The 19,254-nt window shown below is 64.8% G+C and carries 27 protein-coding genes; 21 read left to right on the forward strand and 6 right to left on the reverse strand.

Features of this window, described 5'->3' with window-relative positions; all coding sequences use genetic code 11:
- From ACWDTP_RS04960 to ACWDTP_RS04975, 4 genes are all read right to left on the reverse strand, one after another.
- Positions 1 to 572, reverse strand: a 572-nt coding sequence (locus ACWDTP_RS04960; protein ID WP_450017322.1) for an ABC transporter transmembrane domain-containing protein, incomplete at its 3' end; no start/stop codon positions are given.
- A 50-nt stretch (positions 573 to 622) separates the two neighbouring features.
- Positions 623 to 1,672, reverse strand: a complete 1,050-nt coding sequence (cydB, locus tag ACWDTP_RS04965) for a cytochrome d ubiquinol oxidase subunit II (RefSeq protein WP_450017161.1) — start codon at positions 1,670 to 1,672, stop codon at positions 623 to 625.
- 10 nt (positions 1,673 to 1,682) lie between these two features.
- On the reverse strand, positions 1,683 to 3,152 hold the full coding sequence (locus ACWDTP_RS04970; protein ID WP_450017163.1) for a cytochrome ubiquinol oxidase subunit I: 1,470 nt from the start codon (positions 3,150 to 3,152) through the stop codon (positions 1,683 to 1,685).
- Positions 3,153 to 3,253: 101 nt separating this feature from the next.
- Entirely contained in the window at positions 3,254 to 3,847 is a 594-nt protein-coding gene (locus tag ACWDTP_RS04975; RefSeq protein ID WP_450017165.1) for an HdeD family acid-resistance protein, read from the reverse strand.
- 189 nt (positions 3,848 to 4,036) lie between these two features.
- Between ACWDTP_RS04975 and ACWDTP_RS04980 the strand changes: the two genes are divergently transcribed.
- The 15 genes from ACWDTP_RS04980 to ACWDTP_RS05050 all read left to right on the forward strand — a co-directional run bounded on the left by ACWDTP_RS04980 (position 4,037) and on the right by ACWDTP_RS05050 (position 12,947).
- Positions 4,037 to 4,909, forward strand: coding sequence for a tyrosine-type recombinase/integrase (locus ACWDTP_RS04980; protein ID WP_450017167.1), 873 nt, complete (start codon positions 4,037 to 4,039; stop codon positions 4,907 to 4,909).
- Positions 4,910 to 5,051: 142 nt separating this feature from the next.
- Positions 5,052 to 5,327: a hypothetical protein gene (locus ACWDTP_RS04985; RefSeq protein WP_450017169.1), complete on the forward strand. Its 276-nt coding sequence runs from the start codon at positions 5,052 to 5,054 to the stop codon at positions 5,325 to 5,327.
- Positions 5,324 to 5,599 carry a hypothetical protein gene (locus tag ACWDTP_RS04990; RefSeq protein ID WP_450017171.1) on the forward strand — a complete coding sequence of 92 codons (276 nt, stop codon included), beginning with the start codon at positions 5,324 to 5,326 and terminating at the stop codon, positions 5,597 to 5,599. Before ACWDTP_RS04985 ends, ACWDTP_RS04990 begins: the two co-directional genes overlap by 4 nt.
- Positions 5,599 to 5,868, forward strand: a complete 270-nt coding sequence (locus ACWDTP_RS04995; RefSeq protein ID WP_450017172.1) for a hypothetical protein — start codon at positions 5,599 to 5,601, stop codon at positions 5,866 to 5,868. Before ACWDTP_RS04990 ends, ACWDTP_RS04995 begins: the two co-directional genes overlap by 1 nt.
- A complete protein-coding gene (locus tag ACWDTP_RS05000; RefSeq protein ID WP_450017174.1) occupies positions 5,868 to 6,017 on the forward strand; it encodes a hypothetical protein in 150 nt (49 codons plus the stop codon). Before ACWDTP_RS04995 ends, ACWDTP_RS05000 begins: the two co-directional genes overlap by 1 nt.
- A gap of 2 nt (positions 6,018 to 6,019) precedes the next feature.
- The gene (locus ACWDTP_RS05005; RefSeq protein ID WP_450017176.1) at positions 6,020 to 6,913 is read left to right on the forward strand and encodes a bifunctional DNA primase/polymerase; all 894 of its coding nucleotides are present in this window, start codon (positions 6,020 to 6,022) and stop codon (positions 6,911 to 6,913) included.
- Positions 6,914 to 6,957: 44 nt separating this feature from the next.
- Positions 6,958 to 8,280 (forward strand): hypothetical protein, encoded by a 1,323-nt coding sequence (locus ACWDTP_RS05010; RefSeq protein WP_450017178.1) that lies wholly within the window; start codon positions 6,958 to 6,960, stop codon positions 8,278 to 8,280.
- Between the two features lie 256 nt (positions 8,281 to 8,536).
- Positions 8,537 to 8,800 carry a hypothetical protein gene (locus ACWDTP_RS05015; RefSeq protein ID WP_450017180.1) on the forward strand — a complete coding sequence of 88 codons (264 nt, stop codon included), beginning with the start codon at positions 8,537 to 8,539 and terminating at the stop codon, positions 8,798 to 8,800.
- Entirely contained in the window at positions 8,797 to 9,099 is a 303-nt protein-coding gene (locus ACWDTP_RS05020; protein ID WP_450017182.1) for a type IV toxin-antitoxin system AbiEi family antitoxin domain-containing protein, read from the forward strand. Before ACWDTP_RS05015 ends, ACWDTP_RS05020 begins: the two co-directional genes overlap by 4 nt.
- Positions 9,100 to 9,612: 513 nt before the next feature.
- Entirely contained in the window at positions 9,613 to 9,753 is a 141-nt protein-coding gene (locus ACWDTP_RS05025) for a zinc finger domain-containing protein (protein ID WP_450017324.1), read from the forward strand.
- A 226-nt stretch (positions 9,754 to 9,979) separates the two neighbouring features.
- Entirely contained in the window at positions 9,980 to 10,195 is a 216-nt protein-coding gene (locus ACWDTP_RS05030) for a hypothetical protein (protein WP_450017184.1), read from the forward strand.
- A 463-nt stretch (positions 10,196 to 10,658) separates the two neighbouring features.
- Positions 10,659 to 10,841, forward strand: a complete 183-nt coding sequence (locus ACWDTP_RS05035) for a hypothetical protein (protein WP_450017186.1) — start codon at positions 10,659 to 10,661, stop codon at positions 10,839 to 10,841.
- A gap of 292 nt (positions 10,842 to 11,133) precedes the next feature.
- The gene (locus ACWDTP_RS05040; protein WP_450017188.1) at positions 11,134 to 11,484 is read left to right on the forward strand and encodes a hypothetical protein; all 351 of its coding nucleotides are present in this window, start codon (positions 11,134 to 11,136) and stop codon (positions 11,482 to 11,484) included.
- A 190-nt stretch (positions 11,485 to 11,674) separates the two neighbouring features.
- Positions 11,675 to 11,902, forward strand: a complete 228-nt coding sequence (locus ACWDTP_RS05045) for a hypothetical protein (protein WP_450017190.1) — start codon at positions 11,675 to 11,677, stop codon at positions 11,900 to 11,902.
- Positions 11,903 to 11,909: 7 nt separating this feature from the next.
- Entirely contained in the window at positions 11,910 to 12,947 is a 1,038-nt protein-coding gene (locus ACWDTP_RS05050; protein ID WP_450017192.1) for a hypothetical protein, read from the forward strand.
- A 149-nt stretch (positions 12,948 to 13,096) separates the two neighbouring features.
- On the opposite strand, the gene ACWDTP_RS05055 is transcribed toward ACWDTP_RS05050, so the two are convergent.
- Both ACWDTP_RS05055 and ACWDTP_RS05060 read right to left on the reverse strand, forming a co-directional pair.
- The gene (locus ACWDTP_RS05055) at positions 13,097 to 13,252 is read right to left on the reverse strand and encodes a hypothetical protein (RefSeq protein ID WP_450017194.1); all 156 of its coding nucleotides are present in this window, start codon (positions 13,250 to 13,252) and stop codon (positions 13,097 to 13,099) included.
- Positions 13,249 to 13,737 (reverse strand): hypothetical protein, encoded by a 489-nt coding sequence (locus ACWDTP_RS05060; RefSeq protein WP_450017196.1) that lies wholly within the window; start codon positions 13,735 to 13,737, stop codon positions 13,249 to 13,251. The genes ACWDTP_RS05055 and ACWDTP_RS05060 overlap by 4 nt, the downstream gene beginning before the upstream one ends.
- Before the next feature lie 206 nt (positions 13,738 to 13,943).
- Here ACWDTP_RS05060 and ACWDTP_RS05065 point away from each other — a divergent pair, with 206 nt between their 5' ends.
- The 6 genes from ACWDTP_RS05065 to ACWDTP_RS05090 are packed head-to-tail and all read left to right on the forward strand — an operon-like array spanning position 13,944 to position 19,245.
- Entirely contained in the window at positions 13,944 to 14,855 is a 912-nt protein-coding gene (locus ACWDTP_RS05065) for an ABC transporter substrate-binding protein (RefSeq protein ID WP_450017198.1), read from the forward strand.
- 7 nt (positions 14,856 to 14,862) lie between these two features.
- The gene (locus ACWDTP_RS05070; RefSeq protein WP_450017200.1) at positions 14,863 to 15,768 is read left to right on the forward strand and encodes an amino acid ABC transporter permease; all 906 of its coding nucleotides are present in this window, start codon (positions 14,863 to 14,865) and stop codon (positions 15,766 to 15,768) included.
- Positions 15,765 to 16,526 (forward strand): amino acid ABC transporter ATP-binding protein, encoded by a 762-nt coding sequence (locus ACWDTP_RS05075; RefSeq protein WP_450017202.1) that lies wholly within the window; start codon positions 15,765 to 15,767, stop codon positions 16,524 to 16,526. The genes ACWDTP_RS05070 and ACWDTP_RS05075 overlap by 4 nt, the downstream gene beginning before the upstream one ends.
- A gap of 10 nt (positions 16,527 to 16,536) precedes the next feature.
- On the forward strand, positions 16,537 to 17,394 hold the full coding sequence (locus ACWDTP_RS05080; protein ID WP_450017204.1) for a sulfurtransferase: 858 nt from the start codon (positions 16,537 to 16,539) through the stop codon (positions 17,392 to 17,394).
- 55 nt (positions 17,395 to 17,449) lie between these two features.
- Positions 17,450 to 18,592 (forward strand): MacS family sensor histidine kinase, encoded by a 1,143-nt coding sequence (gene macS, locus ACWDTP_RS05085; RefSeq protein ID WP_450017206.1) that lies wholly within the window; start codon positions 17,450 to 17,452, stop codon positions 18,590 to 18,592.
- On the forward strand, positions 18,592 to 19,245 hold the full coding sequence (locus ACWDTP_RS05090; protein ID WP_450017208.1) for a response regulator: 654 nt from the start codon (positions 18,592 to 18,594) through the stop codon (positions 19,243 to 19,245). The genes macS and ACWDTP_RS05090 overlap by 1 nt, the downstream gene beginning before the upstream one ends.
- Positions 19,246 to 19,254 lie beyond the last annotated feature (9 nt).

Raw genomic sequence — 19,254 nt, forward strand, 5'->3', positions numbered from 1 at the left:
CCCGCGATCAGGTCGAGCATGCGGGCCTGCAGGGTCGTCATCGCGGCCAGCGCCGCTTCCGATCGTTCGGCGGTGACCAGCCCGATCAGCACCATGAAGATCGGGATCAGCGGAAGCGCGATCGTCACGATCGCGGCGGCCTGCAGGTCATAACAGGCCATCACCGCGAGGGCGGCGGGGGTGAGGATCGCGGCCAGCACCAGCGCGGGCAGGTAGTTGGTGAAATACGGGCGCAGCCCGTCCAGGCCTCGGGTGACCACCGCCGCCGCGGGGTCCCGGTCGGCGGCCAGCCGGCGGGGCGGCTGGGCGGTCACCGACCGCACCACCCGGCCCGACAGTTCGCCGATGACGGCGGTCGCACCGCGTTGGGACAGCCTGCCCTGCAACCACTGCGCCAGCGCCCGGACCAGCCACAGTGCCGCGAGGACGACGAGCTCGGTGCCCCAACGTGTTCCGGACCGCGGAGCGGAGATCAGGCCGGCGACGATGTGGGCCAGTAGCACGGCCGAGGCGATCGTGGTGCCGGCGATGAGCACGCCGCAGGCCACCGAGGCCGCCAGACAGCGCCGCAGCGCCGTCGTGGATCCGGAGCCGCCGCGGATGCCGAGTGCGCGCCAGAGATTCAGTCCGACCGCCGCGACAGTCCGATCGGCGCCGGTATCCGGTCCGCCGAGATGCGTCTGCTGAACACCCAGTACGTCCAGCCCTGGTAGAGCATCACCAGCGGGGCGAAGATCAGGGCCGCCCAGGTCATGATCTTCAGGGTGTACGGCGAGGACGATCCGTTGTGGATCGTCAGGCTCCAGTCCGGATTCAGCGATGAGGGCACCAGATCCGGGAACAGCGAGCCGAACAGCAGGATCACCGCGGCCGCGACGACGACCGAGGTGAAGATGAAGGCCCAGCCTTCACCGCGCTTGCGGTACACCAGGCCGACCGCGGCGATCTGGGCCGCCACCGCGACGGCGAGCACCAGCCAGGTCCAGCCCTTCCCATAGGCCAATTGCGTCCACACCCCGAATCCGGCCACCAGCACCGTGGCCGGGATCGCCAGGAGCCCGGCGAACCGGAACGCGTCGGTGCGGATCGCGTCGGAGGTCTTGAGCGCCACGAACACCGCGCCGTGCATGGCGAACAGGGCGCCGGTGGCCAGCCCGCCGAGCAGGGTGTAGGCGTTGAGGACATCGCCGATCGACAGGTGCATCTGTTTGTCGGCGTCGACCGGAAGTCCGCGCACCAGTCCGGCGAACGCGACGCCCCACAGGATCGCGGGGAACCAGGAGCCGACGGCGATGGCGGCATCGGCCCATCGGCGCCACTGCGGATCGTCGATCTTGCCCCGCCATTCGATGGCCACGACCCGCACGATCATCGCGCACAGGATCGCCAGCAGCGGCAGGTACAGACCGGAGAACACGGTCGCATACATCTCCGGGAAGGCCGCGAACATCGCACCGCCCGCGGTAATCAGCCACACCTCGTTGCCGTCCCAGACCGGCCCGATAGTGTTCAGTGCGGCCCGGCGGTACTGTTCGGGATCCTCACCGCGGCGCGCCGCGGTCCGACCGAAGAACGACATCAGCATCCCGACGCCGAAGTCGAATCCCTCGAGGACGAAGAAGCCGAGGAACAGCACGGCCAGGAGGATGAACCAGAGTTCCTGTAATCCCATTGTCCTGCTCCTAATACGCGAACGACAGCGGCGCCACGTCGTCGGCGTCCGGCGGCGTCGGCGGCGCGGGTTCGGCGTCGTGTTCGAGCGGGCCCTCGACGATGTAGCGCCGCAGCAGCCAGGACCAGATGACGGCCAGAACCGCGTAGAGCACGGTGAAGGTGGCCAGTGAGAACATCACCATCCCGGCCGAGTGTCCGGAGACGCCCTGCGCGACGGTCAGCCGGATGTCCTGATCGCCGGTCGGATTCGGCACGACGACCCACGGCTGGCGGCCCATTTCGGTGAACACCCAACCCGCGCTGTTGGCCAGGAACGGGGTGGGGATGGTGAGCAGCGCGAACCAGCCGAACCAGCGCTGACGCGGGATCCGGTTGCCGCGGGTGAGCCAGAGCGCGGCGAGCGCGAACAACCCTGGGATGGCCAGGAATCCGATCATCGCGCGGAACGACCAGTAGGTCACGAACAGGTTGGGGCGGTAATCTCCCGGCCCGAATTTCTGCTCGTACTGGTCCTGCAGGTCCTTGACCCCGTCGAGGTGGACGCCGGTGAACCTGCCTTCGGCCAGGAACGGCAGCACGAACGGCACCTCGATGAGGTGGGTCACGCTGTCGCAGTTGTTGTGGGTGCCGACGGTGAGGACCGAGAAATCCGGATCTTCCTCGCTGTGGCACAGGGATTCGGCCGAGGCCATCTTCATCGGCTGCTGCTGGAACATCAGTTTGCCCTGGGCGTCGCCGGTGAAGGCGATCGCGACCGCGGCGATCAGCGTGACCCAGCAGCCCAGGATCGTGGCCGGCCGGTACATGGTGGCGGCGTCGCCGGCGCTCTGCGAGGCTGCGCCCCGACGGTGCGAGCGCACCATCCACCACGCCGATACACAGGCGACGAACACTCCGGCGGTCAGGAAGGCCCCGGCGACCGCGTGGCTGAACGCCGCGATCGCGGTGTTGTTGGTGAACAGGGCGACGATGCTGGTCAGTTCGGCACGACCGGTCTCGGGGTTGTAGCGGGCACCGACCGGATGCTGCATGAAGGAGTTCGCGGCGATGATGAAGAACGCCGACATGTTGACCGCGATCGCCACGATCCAGATGCACGCGAGGTGCACCAGGCGGGGCAGTCGGGTCCACCCGAAGATCCACAACCCGATGAAGGTGGACTCGAAGAAGAACGCGGCGAGGCCCTCCATGGCCAGTGGGGCACCGAAGATGTCGCCGACGAATCGGGAGTACTCACTCCAGTTCATCCCGAACTGGAACTCCTGCACGATGCCGGTTGCCACCCCGATGGCGAAGTTGATCAGGAACAACTTCCCGAAGAACTTGGTCAGCCGGTACCAGCTGTCGTTGCCGGTCACCACCCAGACCGTCTGCATGACGGCGATCAGCGGCGCCAGCCCGATGGTCAGCGGAACGAAGATGAAGTGGTAGACGGTGGTGATACCGAACTGCCACCGGGATACGTCCAATGCGTCCATCTGACCTACTTCACTCTCGAGGTCGCCAGGCCAACCTACGACAGAGTGTAGTAGACAGTTGATGTGCCAGCCAGCACCTGCCCGTGATCGGTGGCGGTGGGTTACGTCACCGTCGGAGCCGACGGGGGCGTCTGCGTTGCGGCGGGGTTCTTGGCGTCCTTGCGGATGGCGAACGCCGATGCGATCTCGAACGCGCCCACCACGATCAGGATGATGCCGGTCACCTGGGTGAGTGCGACGAGCCCTTCGATGGGTGCGACGAACATGACGATGCCGGCGAGGACGCTCACGATGCCGACGATGATCTCCCAGATCCGGCCGGGCAGCGAGGAGTCACCGATGGCCGACATCGCCGTGGCCACACCGCGGAAGATGAATCCCACGCCGATCCAGATGGCCAGCAGGTCGATCGAATTCTGCAGGTTGACGAAGCACAGCACCGCCAGGATGACCGCCGCGGCGCCGCCGATGAACAACAGCACCCGGCCCCCGACCGATGCGCGCAGGCTGAACGCCAGCACGAGCTGCGAGATACCGGTGATCAACAGGTACGCACCGAAGAAGATCGCGGTGACCAGGATCGCGGCGCCGGGCCGCACGAATACCAGGACTCCCAGGAGGACTGCGAGCACACCCGTGATCAACGCCGTCTTCCACAGGTGCGGCAACAGGCTTGGGGCAGCGGTGGTTTGCATGCTGGAAGTCTGGCACACGACACGAGGCCGATCGCGGATTTTACGTTACGCCTGTGGCAACGTACGGCGATCGTTAATGTCTCGTTACCGACCGTAGAGTCAAACCCTCGATATCCGTTTGACCAGTGCATATGTGCTGGTCTGGTGTCGATAATACACCACCACAGCGTTCTGGTCTAAGATAACGGGATGGAAGATGCTTTGCTGTCGATGGAGCAGTGGCTGCTCATCCTGCGCGGTGAACGCAAGTCGCCCGAAACACTCAAGGCTTATCGCCGAGGCGTCACCGAGTGGGTGACCTTCGCCGAGGCGAACGACATGGAACTGGACAAGGCGTCATGCCAGGCGTGGGTGGCCTCGATGTATGACCGCGAAGCGGCGACGGTCAGGCTCCGATTGGCGGCGGTGAAACGGTTCGCAGCGTGGGTCACCGAGGATGGCGAAGCGGACCTATCGACCGTGGCCTTGGTGAAAGCTCCGAAGCTCGACGACAGGGTGGTGCCACACCTTGCAGATAGGGAGGTGGCCGCCATGCTGAAAGCATCCGAAGGTAAGGAATTTCGAGACCGCCGCGACTATGCGCTCATCCTGATGTTCGCCGCGACGGGCGCGCGGGCCTCCGAAATGTTGGCGGTTGATGTTGACGACGTGTCGCTGGCTGACAGTTCAATGACCGTTCGTCGCGGCAAGGGTGCACGCGGTCGCAGGGTGCGGTTCACTCCGGAGGCCGCCGCAGCCTTGGTGCACTACCTGCGTGCCCGTAAGCGGCTCGGCTCCACGAGCGATGCCCTGTGGTTGTCGGCGCATGGGCGGCTGAGCTACACCGGCCTCGTTAAAGCGCTGAAGAGCAGAGCCGAGCAGGCCGGGGTTCCAGGCTTCCACATCCATAGATTAAGGCATACGTTTGCTGTGAAGTGGCTGCGTGAGAGCGGTTCCGAAGGCGGGCTGATGGCGCAAGCTGGTTGGCGTGGCCGAAAGCAGTTAGATCGCTATGTTGCGTCGGCTGCGGAGGAACTGTCCAGCGACGAGTACGACAGATTAAACATTCGCTATGAAAGCTAAGAATCTGATTTAAGGGGACGCTAAGCCCGATCAGGTGTTCGAACGCTGTGGTACGCTGGATTTGCCCTAAACAGGGCAATCCACTATGACAACTCTAACCTCGCCGGTGGATAGTTGTCAACGACTACCCTAAGGGAATCACATGAAGCCTGATGCGTCAACTCGCATCGCCCAGCAGGCCGGCGCCCACCAGCGCTGGGGCCAGCTGAACGAGACCGAACGTAGCGCCGCCACCGCCCCCGCCCGCCTGGGGCTCGAAGCGAAATGGCTGCGGGAAGCTGAGGGTGACCCGAAGCGGGCCGCCAACCTTCGCAAAGCCCACTACGCACGTATGACGGTGGCGTCTCTGCGCGCGCGCCGTAACCGCCGTGGCCCTGCCGGGCGTACCGACCAGACCCGGCCGGGCGGTGGACTGTGAGTGCCCTCAGTGATGCCCTGACGGGGCGGTTCGTTCACTTCACCCGCAGCGGCGAACATGGCTTTGAGCTTCGGCATCAGGGGCAGATCATCGCCGCGGACGACCGCCTTGTCCTGATCGACTTCAGCGTGATCGCAGATGATGGTCCACGCATGCAGGGCCTCGTGAGCGTGGACGAGTTGTACGCCGCTGGCGCGTTTCTCTATGAGACGGCCGAGGAAATGTTCGACGGCTACGAGCGGTTCCCCAGCTTCAACGAGGAGCCGTTCTGATGAACACGCTCGTGGTCTCGGACACTCCCGACAACATCGACTACGCGAAGCTGGTGGCCGCCCGCCAGCTCGCCATGGACACGGGCTGCATCGTTGTGGCGCGGGGCATCTGTCTCGAATGCCCCGCCGACGTGATCGTGCCTCCTCAGGGCAGTGACATTGAGTTCCGGCACGAGGACTTTTGTCCCGTGTGGGCCGCGCATGACGGGCGGAAACTGACGGAGCGGCAGGAGCGCCGCCACCGCCGCTACATGGATGGCGGTGCGTGATGGACTGGTATATCCCCATCCCCGACGTTAGCGGCGCGCACGCCGACGGGCATGACCCCACCCTGACGGAACTGATGCTTGCGGTATGGGCGGTTGCTGAGCGGCTCGGCGCAATCGATCAAACGCTCCGCAAGATCGCTGACGGCTAGGCGTGGCGGGGGATAGCCTCGCTGTCCCTGACCTCACCGACGACCAGGACGTTCTCACTGCCGCACTGGCCTACGCCAGTGCGGGGTGGTTCGTGCTGCCCGTACGCCGTGACACCCGTCATGCGGGGTCGGTCGTCGGTAAGGGCTGGGATAAGCAGTCGTCACGGGATCCTGGTCAGATCGTGGCGTGGTTCGCGGGTACGGATTACGGGATCGCGCTGCACGTCAACCGCTCTGGAGCAATCGTACTGGACATCGACAAGCCTGACAACTTCCATCACTGGAATCTGTTGGGGGACGCGAAGGTGCAGCAGACACGCCCCGACACGGACCCTAGGCGTGGGCATTACGTGTTCTCTAGTCCAGGTGGGCAGTACTCGAATTCGTCTCGCGGGCTCGGTACAGGGTGGGGCGATGTCCGTGCGTCGTCTAACGGGGTCATTGTCGCGGCGCCTGGTATCGGTGAACGGCGCTGGGTGTCCAGTGGACCGCTGGCGCCGTGCCCTGATGCCATCTTGCAGAAGTTGCAAGTAGGCGGTGGGCCTGCGGCTGAGGCGGTTTCGGTGCAGGCGGTTCGGGAGTTCGTGGCGGCGCATTCCTATGGTCCAACGGTACGTAAGCAGTTGGCAGCCAGCTGGGGTGAACGGTTTGAGCGGGCGGTGAAGGCGGGCGAGTCTCGGCACGCCACTATGACGTCCATTCTGCCGACTGTGTTCAGCGCGGCCCGCATTGGCCGCGTCAACGCCAAAATCGAGCTGAACAAGCTCTGCGGTCTGTTCGTCCGTTCGGTTGTCGGAGATGTCCGTGGCGGTGTGGTGGTGACGCCCGAGGCGGCGTCGGAAGAGTTTTTAGGCATGTGCGGCTGGGCTATGCCCCAAGCACTTAATGGAAAGTAGTTGTTGACTTGAGGTTTCAGTTTGAACCGGACGAGCTTAACGTGTTGGAGAAGGGCATCTTCGATACGGGTTGGGCGTCTGAGATGCATGACATTTGCATCGAAGCTGGCGCGAATCCCCTTGCCGTGTACTTGATGTGCTTGCAGCGGCGGCTCGCCCAGATTCCCTGCGATGTTCTCTTGCCGCCCCGTAACGGTGTCGGCATCGGCGGATCACTCAACACAATCCTCCTGGGCATCGGCGATGCCGGCAGCGGGAAAAACAGTTCGTGGGATCTCGCTAAAGCATTCGCCCCGTATCAGGAGGGCAAGATCGAGGTTCGCCAGGTCGGTGTCGGGACGGGTGAGCATCTCGTGCACTCCTGCATTCGGTACGTGAAACATCAGGGCAAGATGGTGCGGGCTGACTCTGTGGTAGCCGAGGATGAACATGGCAATACTCTGCCGCGTCAGAAGGCTTACTTCGACTCTGTGTATTCGGTCGCCACTGAGGGCCGCCTGCTGGACAAGGAGCTGGCGCGTGACGGGTCGAAAGCCGCTGAGATCCTCTGTGAAATGTGGACTGGCAGCTTTGTGGGCAGTTCAGCCCGCGGGGATGCTGATCGGTGGCTGGCGCAGCACGCGTTGCGGTGGAACCTGCTGCTGATGATTCAGCCGGCGAATCTTGGTGGTTTTGCCGCGCAGGAGGCAACAGGGCTGCCGCAGCGGATGGTGTGGTTCTCGGTGCGCGAGCCGCGCATGCCGCTGGAGATGCCCGAACGCCGCAAGTGGTTACCGACCATGCCGCGGATGAAAGATCCGCTGTGGGCTGAGATCCCCGTCCACAGGGACATCTCGCAGGAGCTGCGCGAGCAGGACTGGCAGGTGCAGCTGGGCAACACGCCTGGCAACGAGACGCACCGCAGCTTTGCCCGGTTGAAGATTGCGGCGGCGATTGGGTTCAGCGAGGGCCGCAGCACTGGTGTCACGCTGGATGACTGGGAGCGCTCTGGCGCGATCATGAATGCCTCCGATGCTGTGCGTGAGCGTGCACTTGATTGTCAGCAGGCGTGGGTGCGGGCTGAGGCTGCGAAGGCTGCTGCGCTTCGTGGTCATGCGGCGGCTCATGGGCGGCAGGCCGAGGCTGACGCTAAAGCGGAGATTGAGGAGGAACGCGCGGAGCTGGAGGCGCAGGCAGCCGCCGCGATTCTGGAGATCCTCGCGGACGGCCCGTTGTCGAACGAGGATCTCCGCAACAAGCTCCCGACCAAGTCGTACCGCGGTGCCGTCTTCCGCGAGGCCGTTGATTTTCTCGTACGCATGGGGCAGATCGAGCGGCTTCCAGCAAACCGTACGCACGGCACCAAGTGGCACCTTAAAGCAGCGTGACTAGCAGTCGCGGGTTATCCCGAGTTTGAAATTCGGGTTAACCCGCTGACCTGCGGTTTTGTCTGAAACTCGGGTAAAAATCGGTCCCGAGTTTGGCAAAAACCACCTCTGACCTGCGAAGACGAGTTTCATCCCGAGTTTCGGCAAAAACCACATCTGACCTGCGGTTTTCAAAGCTCGGGACGAAAACTCGGGATAGAGGCGGTCTCACACCCCGATTTTCACCCCCAAAACTGTGACAAAGGACACACCTAACATGATTGAGAACGCGAAGATTCATACCGTCAAACTTGGCAACCGCAAACTGACCAAGTCGATGTTTAAACAGCTTGATGTCGTACGCTACGGCGCCGCTTTCACTCCGCTGGGTCGCGTAAGCCTGCGGGCTTTTACTCATACCGAGCGGGTCGTGTTATGCCTCGGCTCGACGCCGGTCGTTGGCGTTGACCGGGTCGGCAATCTGGTGCGCGGGGTAGTGCTCGACGAGAACGCCGCCGACTTGCCGCTCATCATCCTGTGAACGACTTCGAGCCTATCGAGTGGGCGATGCGGCAGACGGGAATAACCGTCGCGGAAGTTGTCGCATTGATCCTCAACGCGAGGGCCGTGAAGACGAACCGCGGCCCGAATCAGATGGAGCGGCTCGTCGAGTTCGTCAACTCAGAGTTCGACGTGCGCGCCGAGGATGTGGTTGCGCGGGGGATCTGTGAGGGCCGCGCGGTCGCCCAGAATCTGCTCTCCAGAGCACACGGCGAAGGCCGTATCGACCGGATTGCGAGGGGTGTGTATGCACCGAAGGGAACAAACGATGGCGCATGATACACGGTTTCCAGTAAAAAGCAAACCCAAGTTTGCTACAATGGGGGGTCGCCCGCGGATATGGCAGCCAATCCCTGGTACCAGCTATTCGATCCATCCTGACGGCAGGGTCCGCGATCGGCATTACAACATCGTCAGGAATCCCGCGATCCTGGCGGCTTTGGTCCCGCCGACGTCTGACCCTGTGGCGTGGTTTCGGTTGGCGTGTTGTGGCCTGCGGGTGCGGGCGGACCGCCCAAACCTGGCCGCCATCCACTGGAGCGATTGTTTGCAGGATTCAATGGCAGGTCCGCCGCGCAACGCCCCTGCGAGGCAGCTGGACCTTGAGCGCTATTACAGCCGCGATGTTCATCCAAGGCGTGCTCCCCGCCGCGCGACTCTCGATGCCCCGATGGTGCTGGCGCACCGTGGCGAACATGTCCGAACCATGTCGTGGGCTACAGCTATCCGAATCGTCCAGGAGGACAACATGAACGACAGTGAAAGCGCGTGACGCGTCAGGTGGTGAACACCGTGGGTTGTCCACGCTGCGGTGTGCCACGCGGAACATGGTGCAAGACATATCTATTGCATCCTGTGCGGGTTGAGGCGGCGCGGCGTCTACTCAATCCCGCTAGAACAACACGGGACAGCAACGGCCGCGACACCAGCTAAAGCCCGCTGGGCCTGACAGTCTCCCCGCCCGCCAACGGCTATGTCGTCAGGGCCGGGTGTGCGCCATACCAGCGGCGCGGGGCGTGTTAGCGGCTGGAAACACGCCCACCCTCCCTTTTACTAGAACGGTTATTCTAAATTGCAATACTTCAAACTCAGTCCCAACACTCACTGTCAGCGACGTGAGCCCGGGAAGCCGTGGAAGCTCAGCGGTCTCCTCGGCTGGTTGCTGGTCGACGATATTGCCGAGTTCGCTATCGAAGCGATGACGGTCATCGAGACGGGTGAAACCCGCCAAATCCTTGTTACCGGGCATCCGCCGATCAACCTGGCTCCCGAGGATGACGGTGTGGTGGCTTCCAAGCCGCGCGCCGGCTTCATCGGCGTCCATCTGACCCGCGGCGAGGTTGTCGCCCTGGCGAAGGCGGTGGCGAATGCTTGATATGCGTAATGGCTTGCGTATCGGGGACAGGCCCGCGCTCAGGCTGACGACAGACGAGGCGCGGCAACTTGCCCGTGCGTTGAAGGCTCAGCAGACGGACCCCACACCAACCACAGTCCTGCCAGCTATTGGGCGGCCTATCACTCTCGACCCCATCGACGGCGGCGTGGCGGTTCAGAGGGGACGCACGGCTGTCGTCATCTCCACCGTGGAGTCGACATGGATTGTGAAGGCATTCAATGGCTAGCCGCCGACGCAATCAGAGTGTGCCGTGCTCCACCGAGGGCTGCGAGGGCCGCACCCGCAACCTCAGCGGCCTGTGCCGATCCTGCCGACTACCCAGGGTTGTTCGGGTTCGGCATGTCATCGAGGTACAGCACGCGAGTGGTTATGTGCTCGTCCTGTCCGACACGGCAGCACGGCAGCTGGCGGACATGCTGCATGACGCCGTCGAGTCCGAAGCGTGAACACGATCAGCAGTGCGACCGACACTATCGAGATCGACCTAGTCGACGAGCACATCGTGATCCATCGGGCATGTGGTGGCCCTGAGGGTAGGTGGACATGGCGTGTCGATCTTGCGACTGGGCAAATCATCGCCGACACCTTGAACGATCTGCTCGACGGTCTCGACACCGACGAGTAGCAGTACGCCTCAAAGCCGTACAGGGCCGCTGCAAGGCCACGCCCATACGGATACACCAGAGCACAGCAAACCATCACTCCACGGGCCGCACAGAGCCGCTGGCGGGCATAGGGCAGGACACCCGCCCCCATCGATCCCCACCTTTAGCGGCCAGCCCTTCTCTGCCACGACGCATTGCGTCCAGAATCTCTGGACCATGGTCCGTTTTGTGCTGATGGGCGGCGTGTAGGTGGGTGTTTTCCCACCTCAAACCATCCCGTATCTAACCCGTTTTAACCACTTAAGGAGTTATATGACCAAGAAGAAAACCGCAGGCGACCGTCTCCGCGAACGTCTGGACTCAGCACTGGCCCGAGCTGGCGAGGATGCCCGCTGCCAGCTGGAGTGGACGCCGATGGAGTTAATCATTCTCGACCGGGCTGCCGATGCTGCTAACCGCCACGAGATCCTGTCCGCTCGCTGGGATCGGCTGGCCGCATCGCCGACTGTCGAGTCGCCCCTGTTGGTGAAAGTGTCCGCGGAGCTGCGGAGTTTGGAGCGGCAGGTGGCTGACCTGACGGCGCGGGTGTCGCCGGAGCCCGTTCGGAAGAAATCCGATCAGCATCAACGTGCCGCTCGGTCACGTTGGGATCGGGAGTTCTGATGTCCCAGAAAGCGAAGCGGCCGCATGAAACTCACGGTGAACCGCCTTTGTGCCCCGATTGCCATGAGCCTGCCAAGCCGCGTGCCCGTCAGTATTCGGACTGGGCGCCCGATCAATGGGTGTTCACCTGCATCTGTGAATTCCTGCACCTGTAAACCTGTTGCACCGCAACACGATCTAGGAGAACAACATGGGAAATAACGTTGATGACATTGCCCGTAAATGGGCCGACAAGTTTCCGCCCGCACAGCCCGTCGAACCCATCGAGCCTGCTGAGCCCGAAGAGCCCGAACCGGGCCACGGCAACGTCATTCCATCGGTCGGTCATCAGGCCGACCCGGAGCGGCTGGCCAAGTTGGCCCAGCCCGAACGATCCAAATCACAGTGGCTCGCCGAGCTGCTCAACAACAACCAGTAGGAGCGAAATGAACCTTTTCAAAGACTTTGAAGGCAAACTTGCCACTGTCGTGGAGGCTGGCGGCGCCTATCCCGACGGCTACGCCGCGCTAGTCGACCGTCTGGCTGATTACCGCCGGATCGGGACACCCGCCAAGGATCGGCTACTCGCGGCCCTCTTGGACGGTACCGACGAGAATATTGCCGAGCTTAGGGCCGCCGCTGGTGGTGAGATCCGCGCCGCCGAGCTTGCTACCGAGGTTAGGAATGCGGGCCAGCGGCGCCTTCGGGAGCTGGCCGACGGTATCGCCGCAGAGAACTACGCTGCCGTCGCTAAGCGCTTCGATGCGACCGCCGACAAGCTGGTATCCGCCTTCCAGATCGTCGATCCCGACACCGATCCCGCTGCGCTGTTGGGTGGTGACGCGAAGGTCGGGAAGGCGTGGCACGCCGCAGCCGACCACGCCGCCGAACTTGATCGCCTCACGGTGGCTTTGAGGTGTGCCGCCCAACTAGCTGGCATCCCCGACCCGAGGAAGGGATTGACCGCTGCGGCGACGCACGAGTGGCACGACGACACGATCGACATCGGCCTGACGTTGGACACCGAGGGTGCCCATCGCCGCAAGGTGTGGGTGGCGTGGACGGGCATCGACCCTATCCATGACAATTACGTCAAAGGCTCACTCGGTGGCGGTCGGTGCGGTCGCTGGCCTGCCGTGTGGCGGCTTGGTGTGCCGATCAGGGCGGTGGATCTTGAGCAGTACGAGGCGTACCCGCTGCCCAAAGCGATCCACAGCAAGATTGTGGACGGGCGGACCGTTCAGCTTGATCCGCACGACTACCCCAACGACGAGATCCCCGCGCCCGAGCCCGCCAAGTTTGAGCTGCCGCCTGGTGTGCAGCAGCGGCGTCCCCGCCAGTTCACCCAGGAAGAGTGGGATTCGTTGGGTGAGGCCGAGCAGCACGCCCTGCTGCGTCCCCGTCAGGGCGTGCAATACCCGGATGGCACTGGCCCCGCGCTGAGCCCAGCCCAGCTACAGATGGCCGCCCAGCGGCGTCGCTAGAAAATCCTGACGCAATGCGTCCAGCCTGACTCGCTAAGCAGGCCGCGCCCCCTGACGGGAGGGCCAGGGGCGGGTGGCCCTGGTCGGCGCTGACACATACGAGAACACCCCCGACTGTGATGGTCGGGGGTGTTTCCGTGTCGGGGCGGTCAGTCGCGGTAGTTGCTCCCGTCGTTGTAGTAGGACTGTCCTGTTCGCGGGCTGGTCCACATACATGGCTGGCCATCGGGATTGCCGTCCTCGTATTGGCATGGTGGCAACGGCGTGACGGTCATGGCGATCAGTAGCGCGGCGATAGTGTTCATCGGGTCGCCTCCGAGAAGATCGGCGCATTGGTGGACAGCTCTTCGCGGGCCGCATCGATCACTGCCAGGTAGGCCGCCTGTAGCGTGCGTACCAGCTCGGGCACCGTTTCGATAGGTACGAGCTGGTCCCCGATCATGACCCAGGATTTGATGCGGGGCTCACCAGTGGCCAGCGTCTGGATGCCTTGGACCGACACCTCGATATCGTCCCCGCCGATCTCCCAGCCGTACGTCTCGCAGCACTGAGTGGGGATGGCCCACGAGTCGGCGGTGAACAACCGGAACGGACCGAACGCCGAACCTGCCGTCCATTCGCCCACGACCGTGGTGTGCGGCGGTAGGGCGACGTGAGCGTGGTCGCGCTGCAGCTGCTCGTGGGCGGCCTGTGCCTTGGCCAGCCAGTCGGGCGGGGCGTAGTCCTCGCAGAAGCTGCAGACGCCGTCTGGATTGTCGGTCTCGACTGTGCAAGTCTTGCATTCAACCATTGGTGTTCTCCTCGTTTGGGAGGGATTCGCCTGGTATCGGATAACTCATCCACAAGGCTTCTTCGTTAACTGTGGCGATTCGCCCTGCCACAGCGCTCAAGCTGCCCTAATGTCTCGTTACCGGCACTGCGCGCTGGGTCCATGGCCGTTAACGTCTCCGGTTTGAAACAGGCGAACACGGCCCGAGGCAGAAGGAAGAGACAATAGTGTCAAGTCAGATTCGTCGGGGGAAGATATGGCGTATCGCTGGGGCATTCGCCCTCAGCGGCGCACTTGCGCTGTCGGGGTGTGCGACCAACACCGATTCGGCGGGCCCGGCCACGGAGACGACGGCGGCCAGCGCCGAAAAAGTCGACGCGATCGCCAACACGCTGCCTGAGGCGATCAAGACGAGCGGCAAGCTCGTGGTCGGCACCGACCCGACGTACCCGCCGAACGAGTTCAAGGACCCGAACGGCAAGGTCATCGGCTTCGACGTCGAGTTGATGGACGCGATCGCCGCCACGCTGGGGCTCACGGCCGAATACCGTCAGTCGGCATTCGACAAGATCATCCCGTCGGTGCAGGGCGGCACCTACAACCTCGGCATGTCCTCGTTCACCGACTCCAAGGAGCGCGAACAGCAGGTCGACTTCGTCACCTACTTCGAAGCCGGTTCGGCATGGGCGCAGAAGGTGGGGGCCGGGATCAACCCCGAGGACGCGTGCGGTAAGAAGGTCGCGGTGCAGACCGCGACGGTGCAGGACACCGAGGAGATGCCGGCCCGCAGCGCGAAGTGCGTCAAGGAGGGCAAGCCCGCGATCAGCGTGGTGAAGTTCGACGACCAGACCGCGGCCACCAATGCGGTCATGCTGGGCCAGGCCGATGCGATGTCGGCGGATTCACCGGTGACCTCGTACGCGATCAAGCAGAGCGACGGCAAGCTCGAAGCGGCCGGCGACATCTTCGATTCGGCGCCCTACGGCTGGGCGGTTCAGAAGGGTTCCCCACTGGCCGAATCGCTGCGCCAGGCGCTCGAGCACCTGATCGAGTCCGGCGCCTACGAACAGGTGGCCAAGAACTGGGGTGCCGAGAACGGAATGATCGACAAGCCGGTCGTCAACGGTGCGGTCAGCTGAGCCTGCCGTGACCGATGCATCGCCGCCGCCCGCCATCGACGCTGTCCCACTGAGGCATCCGTGGCGGTGGGCGGCGGCGGTCGTCATCCTGGTACTGCTCGGACTGTTCGTCTACGGCGCGGCCACCAACGAGGCCTACCGGTGGGAGACCTACGGGAAATACCTGTTCGACCAACGCCTTTCGCAGGCCGCGTGGAACACCCTGCAACTGACCATCTTCTCGATGATCCTGGCGCTGGTGCTCGGCGTGATCCTCGCGGTGATGCGGCTGTCGCCGAACCCGGTGCTGAAATCCGTGGCCTGGGGCTACCTGTGGATCTTCCGCGGTACCCCGGTCTACGTGCAGCTGGTGCTGTGGGGTCTGGTGCCGGTGATCTATCAGAACATCCGGCTCGGGGTGCCGTTCGGGCCCGCCCTGTTCGAGTTCAGCCTCTCCGATCCGAACTTCTTCATGCTGGCGATCATCGGGCTGGGCCTCAACGAGGCGGCCTATATGGCCGAGATCATCCGCGCCGGAATCAATTCGGTGCCCGAAGGGCAGTCCGAGGCGTCGGTCGCGCTCGGCATGTCGTGGGGAATGACGATGCGGCGCACCGTGCTACCCCAGGCGATGCGGGTCATCATTCCCCCGACCGGCAACGAGTTCATCAGCATGCTCAAGACCACATCGCTGGTGACGGCGGTGCCCTACAGCTTCGAACTGTACGGACGCGCACGCGATATCGGGGTGGCGCTGTTCCAGCCGATTCCGCTGCTGCTGGCGGCGTCCACCTGGTACCTGGCGATCACCAGCGTGCTGATGGTCGGGCAGTACTACCTCGAGCGCTACTACGCCCGCGGCGCATCGCGGAAGCTGACCACCAAGCAGCTCGAGGCGCTGGCGAAAGCCCAGATGGGAGAGGCGAAGCCATGACGGCGATGGTCAAGGCCGAAGACGTCTGCAAGAGCTACGGCGCGCTGCACGTGCTCAAGGGCGTGACGCTGGAGATCGGCCGGGGCGAGGTGCTGTGCATCGTCGGACCGTCGGGATCGGGCAAGTCGACCTTCCTGCGCTGCATCAATCACCTCGAGCAGGTCAACGCCGGCCGGCTCTACGTGGACGGCGATCTGGTCGGATACCGCGAGCGCGGCGGCAAGCTGCATGAGATGCGCCCGAAGGACGCCGCCAAACAGCGCCGCGAGGTCGGGATGGTTTTCCAGCATTTCAACCTCTTCCCGCACCGCACCGCCCTGGAGAACATCATCGAGGCACCCGTCCAGGTCAAGCGGGTCAAGAAGACCGATGCGGTGGCGCGGGCCAAGGATCTGCTCGACCAGGTCGGCTTGGCCGCCAAGGCCGACGCCTACCCGGCGCAGCTCTCCGGCGGGCAGCAGCAACGGGTCGCGATCGCCCGCGCGCTGGCGATGAGCCCCAAGCTGATGCTGTTCGACGAGCCCACCTCCGCACTCGACCCCGAACTGGTCGGGGAGGTGCTCGCGGTGATGAAGAAGTTGGCCGGCGAGGGGATGACGATGGTCGTGGTCACCCACGAGATGGGTTTCGCCCGCGAGGTCGCCGACAAGCTGGTCTTCATGGACGGCGGCGTCATCATCGAGTCCGGCAATCCCCGCGACGTGATGAGCAACCCCAAACACGAACGCACCAAGGCGTTTCTGTCCAAGGTGATGTAGCTTCGACGGGGTGACCACAGCGCGATCAGAGGTATTCGTCACCGCCGCCGGGCTCCGCGAACTGATCGGGTCCGGGGAGCCGGTGACGGTACTGGATGTGCGCTGGACCCTGGCCGAGCCCGATGGTGAATCGGCCTATGCGGCCGGCCACGTACCCGGTGCCGTATATGTGTCCCTCGACGACGAACTCACCGATCACCGCGCCGCCGGGCGCGGCAGGCATCCCCTTCCGTCCGGGCCTGACCTGCAGGTAGCCGCCCGTCGCTGGGGAATTCGCGAGGGGGTGCCGACCGTCGTCTACGACGACTGGAACCGGGCCGGGTCCGCGCGGGCCTGGTGGGTGCTGACCGCCGCGGGAATCGCCGATGTGCGGATCCTCGATGGCGGGTTGGCCGCCTGGCAGGCGGGCGGAGGTGGCCTGGAGACGGGGCGCGTCAGTCCCGACCCCGGCGACGTGCGCGTCCTACACCAGGACCTGTACCGCGGCGCCCGGCGCACGCTGACCGCCGAGACGGCGCGATCCGCCGTGAACGTACTGCTCGACGCGCGTGCGCCCGAACGCTTCCGCGGCGACGTCGAACCCGTCGACCCGGTCGCCGGACATATCCCCGGTGCGCGGAACCTCCCCAGCACCGGTCTGCTGAGCGAGGACGGCACCCTGCGCGACGACACCGCACTCCGGCAGCTGCTGGCCGGGGCAGGGGTATCCGACGACACCGAGGTCGGCGCCTACTGCGGCTCGGGTGTCACGGCGGCCCTGACCGTGGCCGGGCTCGCCGCGGCGGGCGTCGACGCCGCGCTGTATCCCGGCTCGTGGTCGGAGTGGAGCAGCGATCCGTCGCGTCCGGTCGCCCGCGGGGAGCAGTAGCGCCACCGCGGCATCGGTGCGCCCCGGGACCGGCCGGCGACCTTATGCTGAGCAAATGCAGCGCGGTCTCGACCCGGTCACCCCGTTGTGGCGGGCGGCCCAGGTTTTTCGGCTGCTGAGCTGCATCTACGCGCTGGGGTTCCAGATCGCGATCAACGACGATCTGCAACGCCCGGCGCTGGCCTGGTGGCTGTGCGCGGTGCTCCTCGGATCCAGCGTCGCGTGCGGGGTGGCCTATCTGCACGGGGCCGGGCGGCGGACGGGCTGGGTGGTCGCCGAGATCGTCGTCGTGGTGGCGTTGATGCTGTCCACCGAGATCGTGGCGAGCGGGCAATGGGTCGCCGACAATCAGTCCTGGCCGACCACCCTGTGGGCGACCAATGCGACGATATCGGCGGCGCTGCAGTTCGGCCCGGTCGGAGGGATGGCCGCGGGGCTTGCGGTGATGGCCACGGCCGCCACCTTGAAGGGCTACATCAGTGTCAACCTCGGCCGCAACGCCACCCTCGTCATCGAATTGGCGGTGGGGTTGGCGGTCGGCATGGCCGCTCAGACCGCGCGCCGGGCCCACGCCGAACTCGAACGCGCCGCCCGGCTTGCGGCCGCGGCGGAGGAGCGGGAGCGGTTGTCCCGGCGAGTGCATGACGGGGTGATCCAGGTGCTGGCCCTGGTCTCGCGCAAAGGCCGTGAGATCGGGGGCCAGGCAGCGGAATTGGCCGAGCTCGCCGGGGAACAGGAGCGGGCGCTGCGACGGTTGGTCAGCGCCACCGACGCGGACGGTGCGGGGGCGCCGCCGGGGACGCTGACCGATATCGGCGCACTGTTGCGCACTCGCGCCTCCGACCTGGTGTCGGTGAGTCTGCCCGCCGACCCGGTGCTGCTCGACGTCGGGGTTTCGCGGGAGTTGTTCGCCGCCGCCGGAAATGCGCTCGACAATGTCGCCGCCCACGCGGGTCCTGGCGCGCATGCGTTCGTGCTGCTGGAGGATCTCGGCGAATCGGTGACGGTGAGTATCCGCGACGACGGGGTCGGCATACCGGACGGGCGGCTCGCCGAAGCCGCCCGGCAGGGCCGGATGGGTATCTCGAAATCGATTGTCGGCCGGATGGATTGGCTGGGTGGCAGCGCCACGGTGACCACCGGGCCCGGATGCGGGACGGAATGGGAGCTGACGGTACCGCGCGAGAAGGGGGACTGATGGGGGATTCCGAACCGAAGGTGATGGTGGTCGACGACCATCCGATCTGGCGGGATGCGGTGGCCCGCGATCTCGCCGACGACGGGTTCGAGGTGGTGGCCACCGCGGACGGGGTGGCCGCCGCAGCCCGGCGGGCGGGCGTGGTCCGGCCCGATGTCGTGGTGATGGATATGCGGTTGGCCGATGGCACCGGAGTCCAGGCCACCGCCGAGGTGCTTGCGGTGTCACCGTCGACCAGGGTTCTGGTGCTGTCCGCCTCCGACGAGCGCGACGATGTGCTGGAGGCGGTGAAGGCGGGCGCCACCGGCTATCTGGTGAAGAGCGCCTCCAAGGCCGAACTGGCCGCCGCAGTGCGGGCCACCGCCGAGGGCCGGGCGGTGTTCACCCCGGGACTGGCCGGCCTGGTGCTGGGGGAGTACCGGCGCATCGCCCGGCGGCCCGACAGCGGGCCTGCCACCCCGAGCCTGACCGAGCGTGAGACCGAGGTACTGCGCTACGTGGCGAAGGGGTTGACAGCCAAGCAGATCGCCACCCGACTGTCGCTCAGCCACCGCACCATCGAGAATCACGTCCAGGCGACCTTCCGCAAGCTGCAGGTCGCCAACAGGGTCGAGTTGGCCCGTTACGCGATCGAACACGGCCTGGACGAGTAGTCCTACTCA

It is taken from the genome of Mycobacterium sp. NPDC003449 (assembly GCF_053588415.1).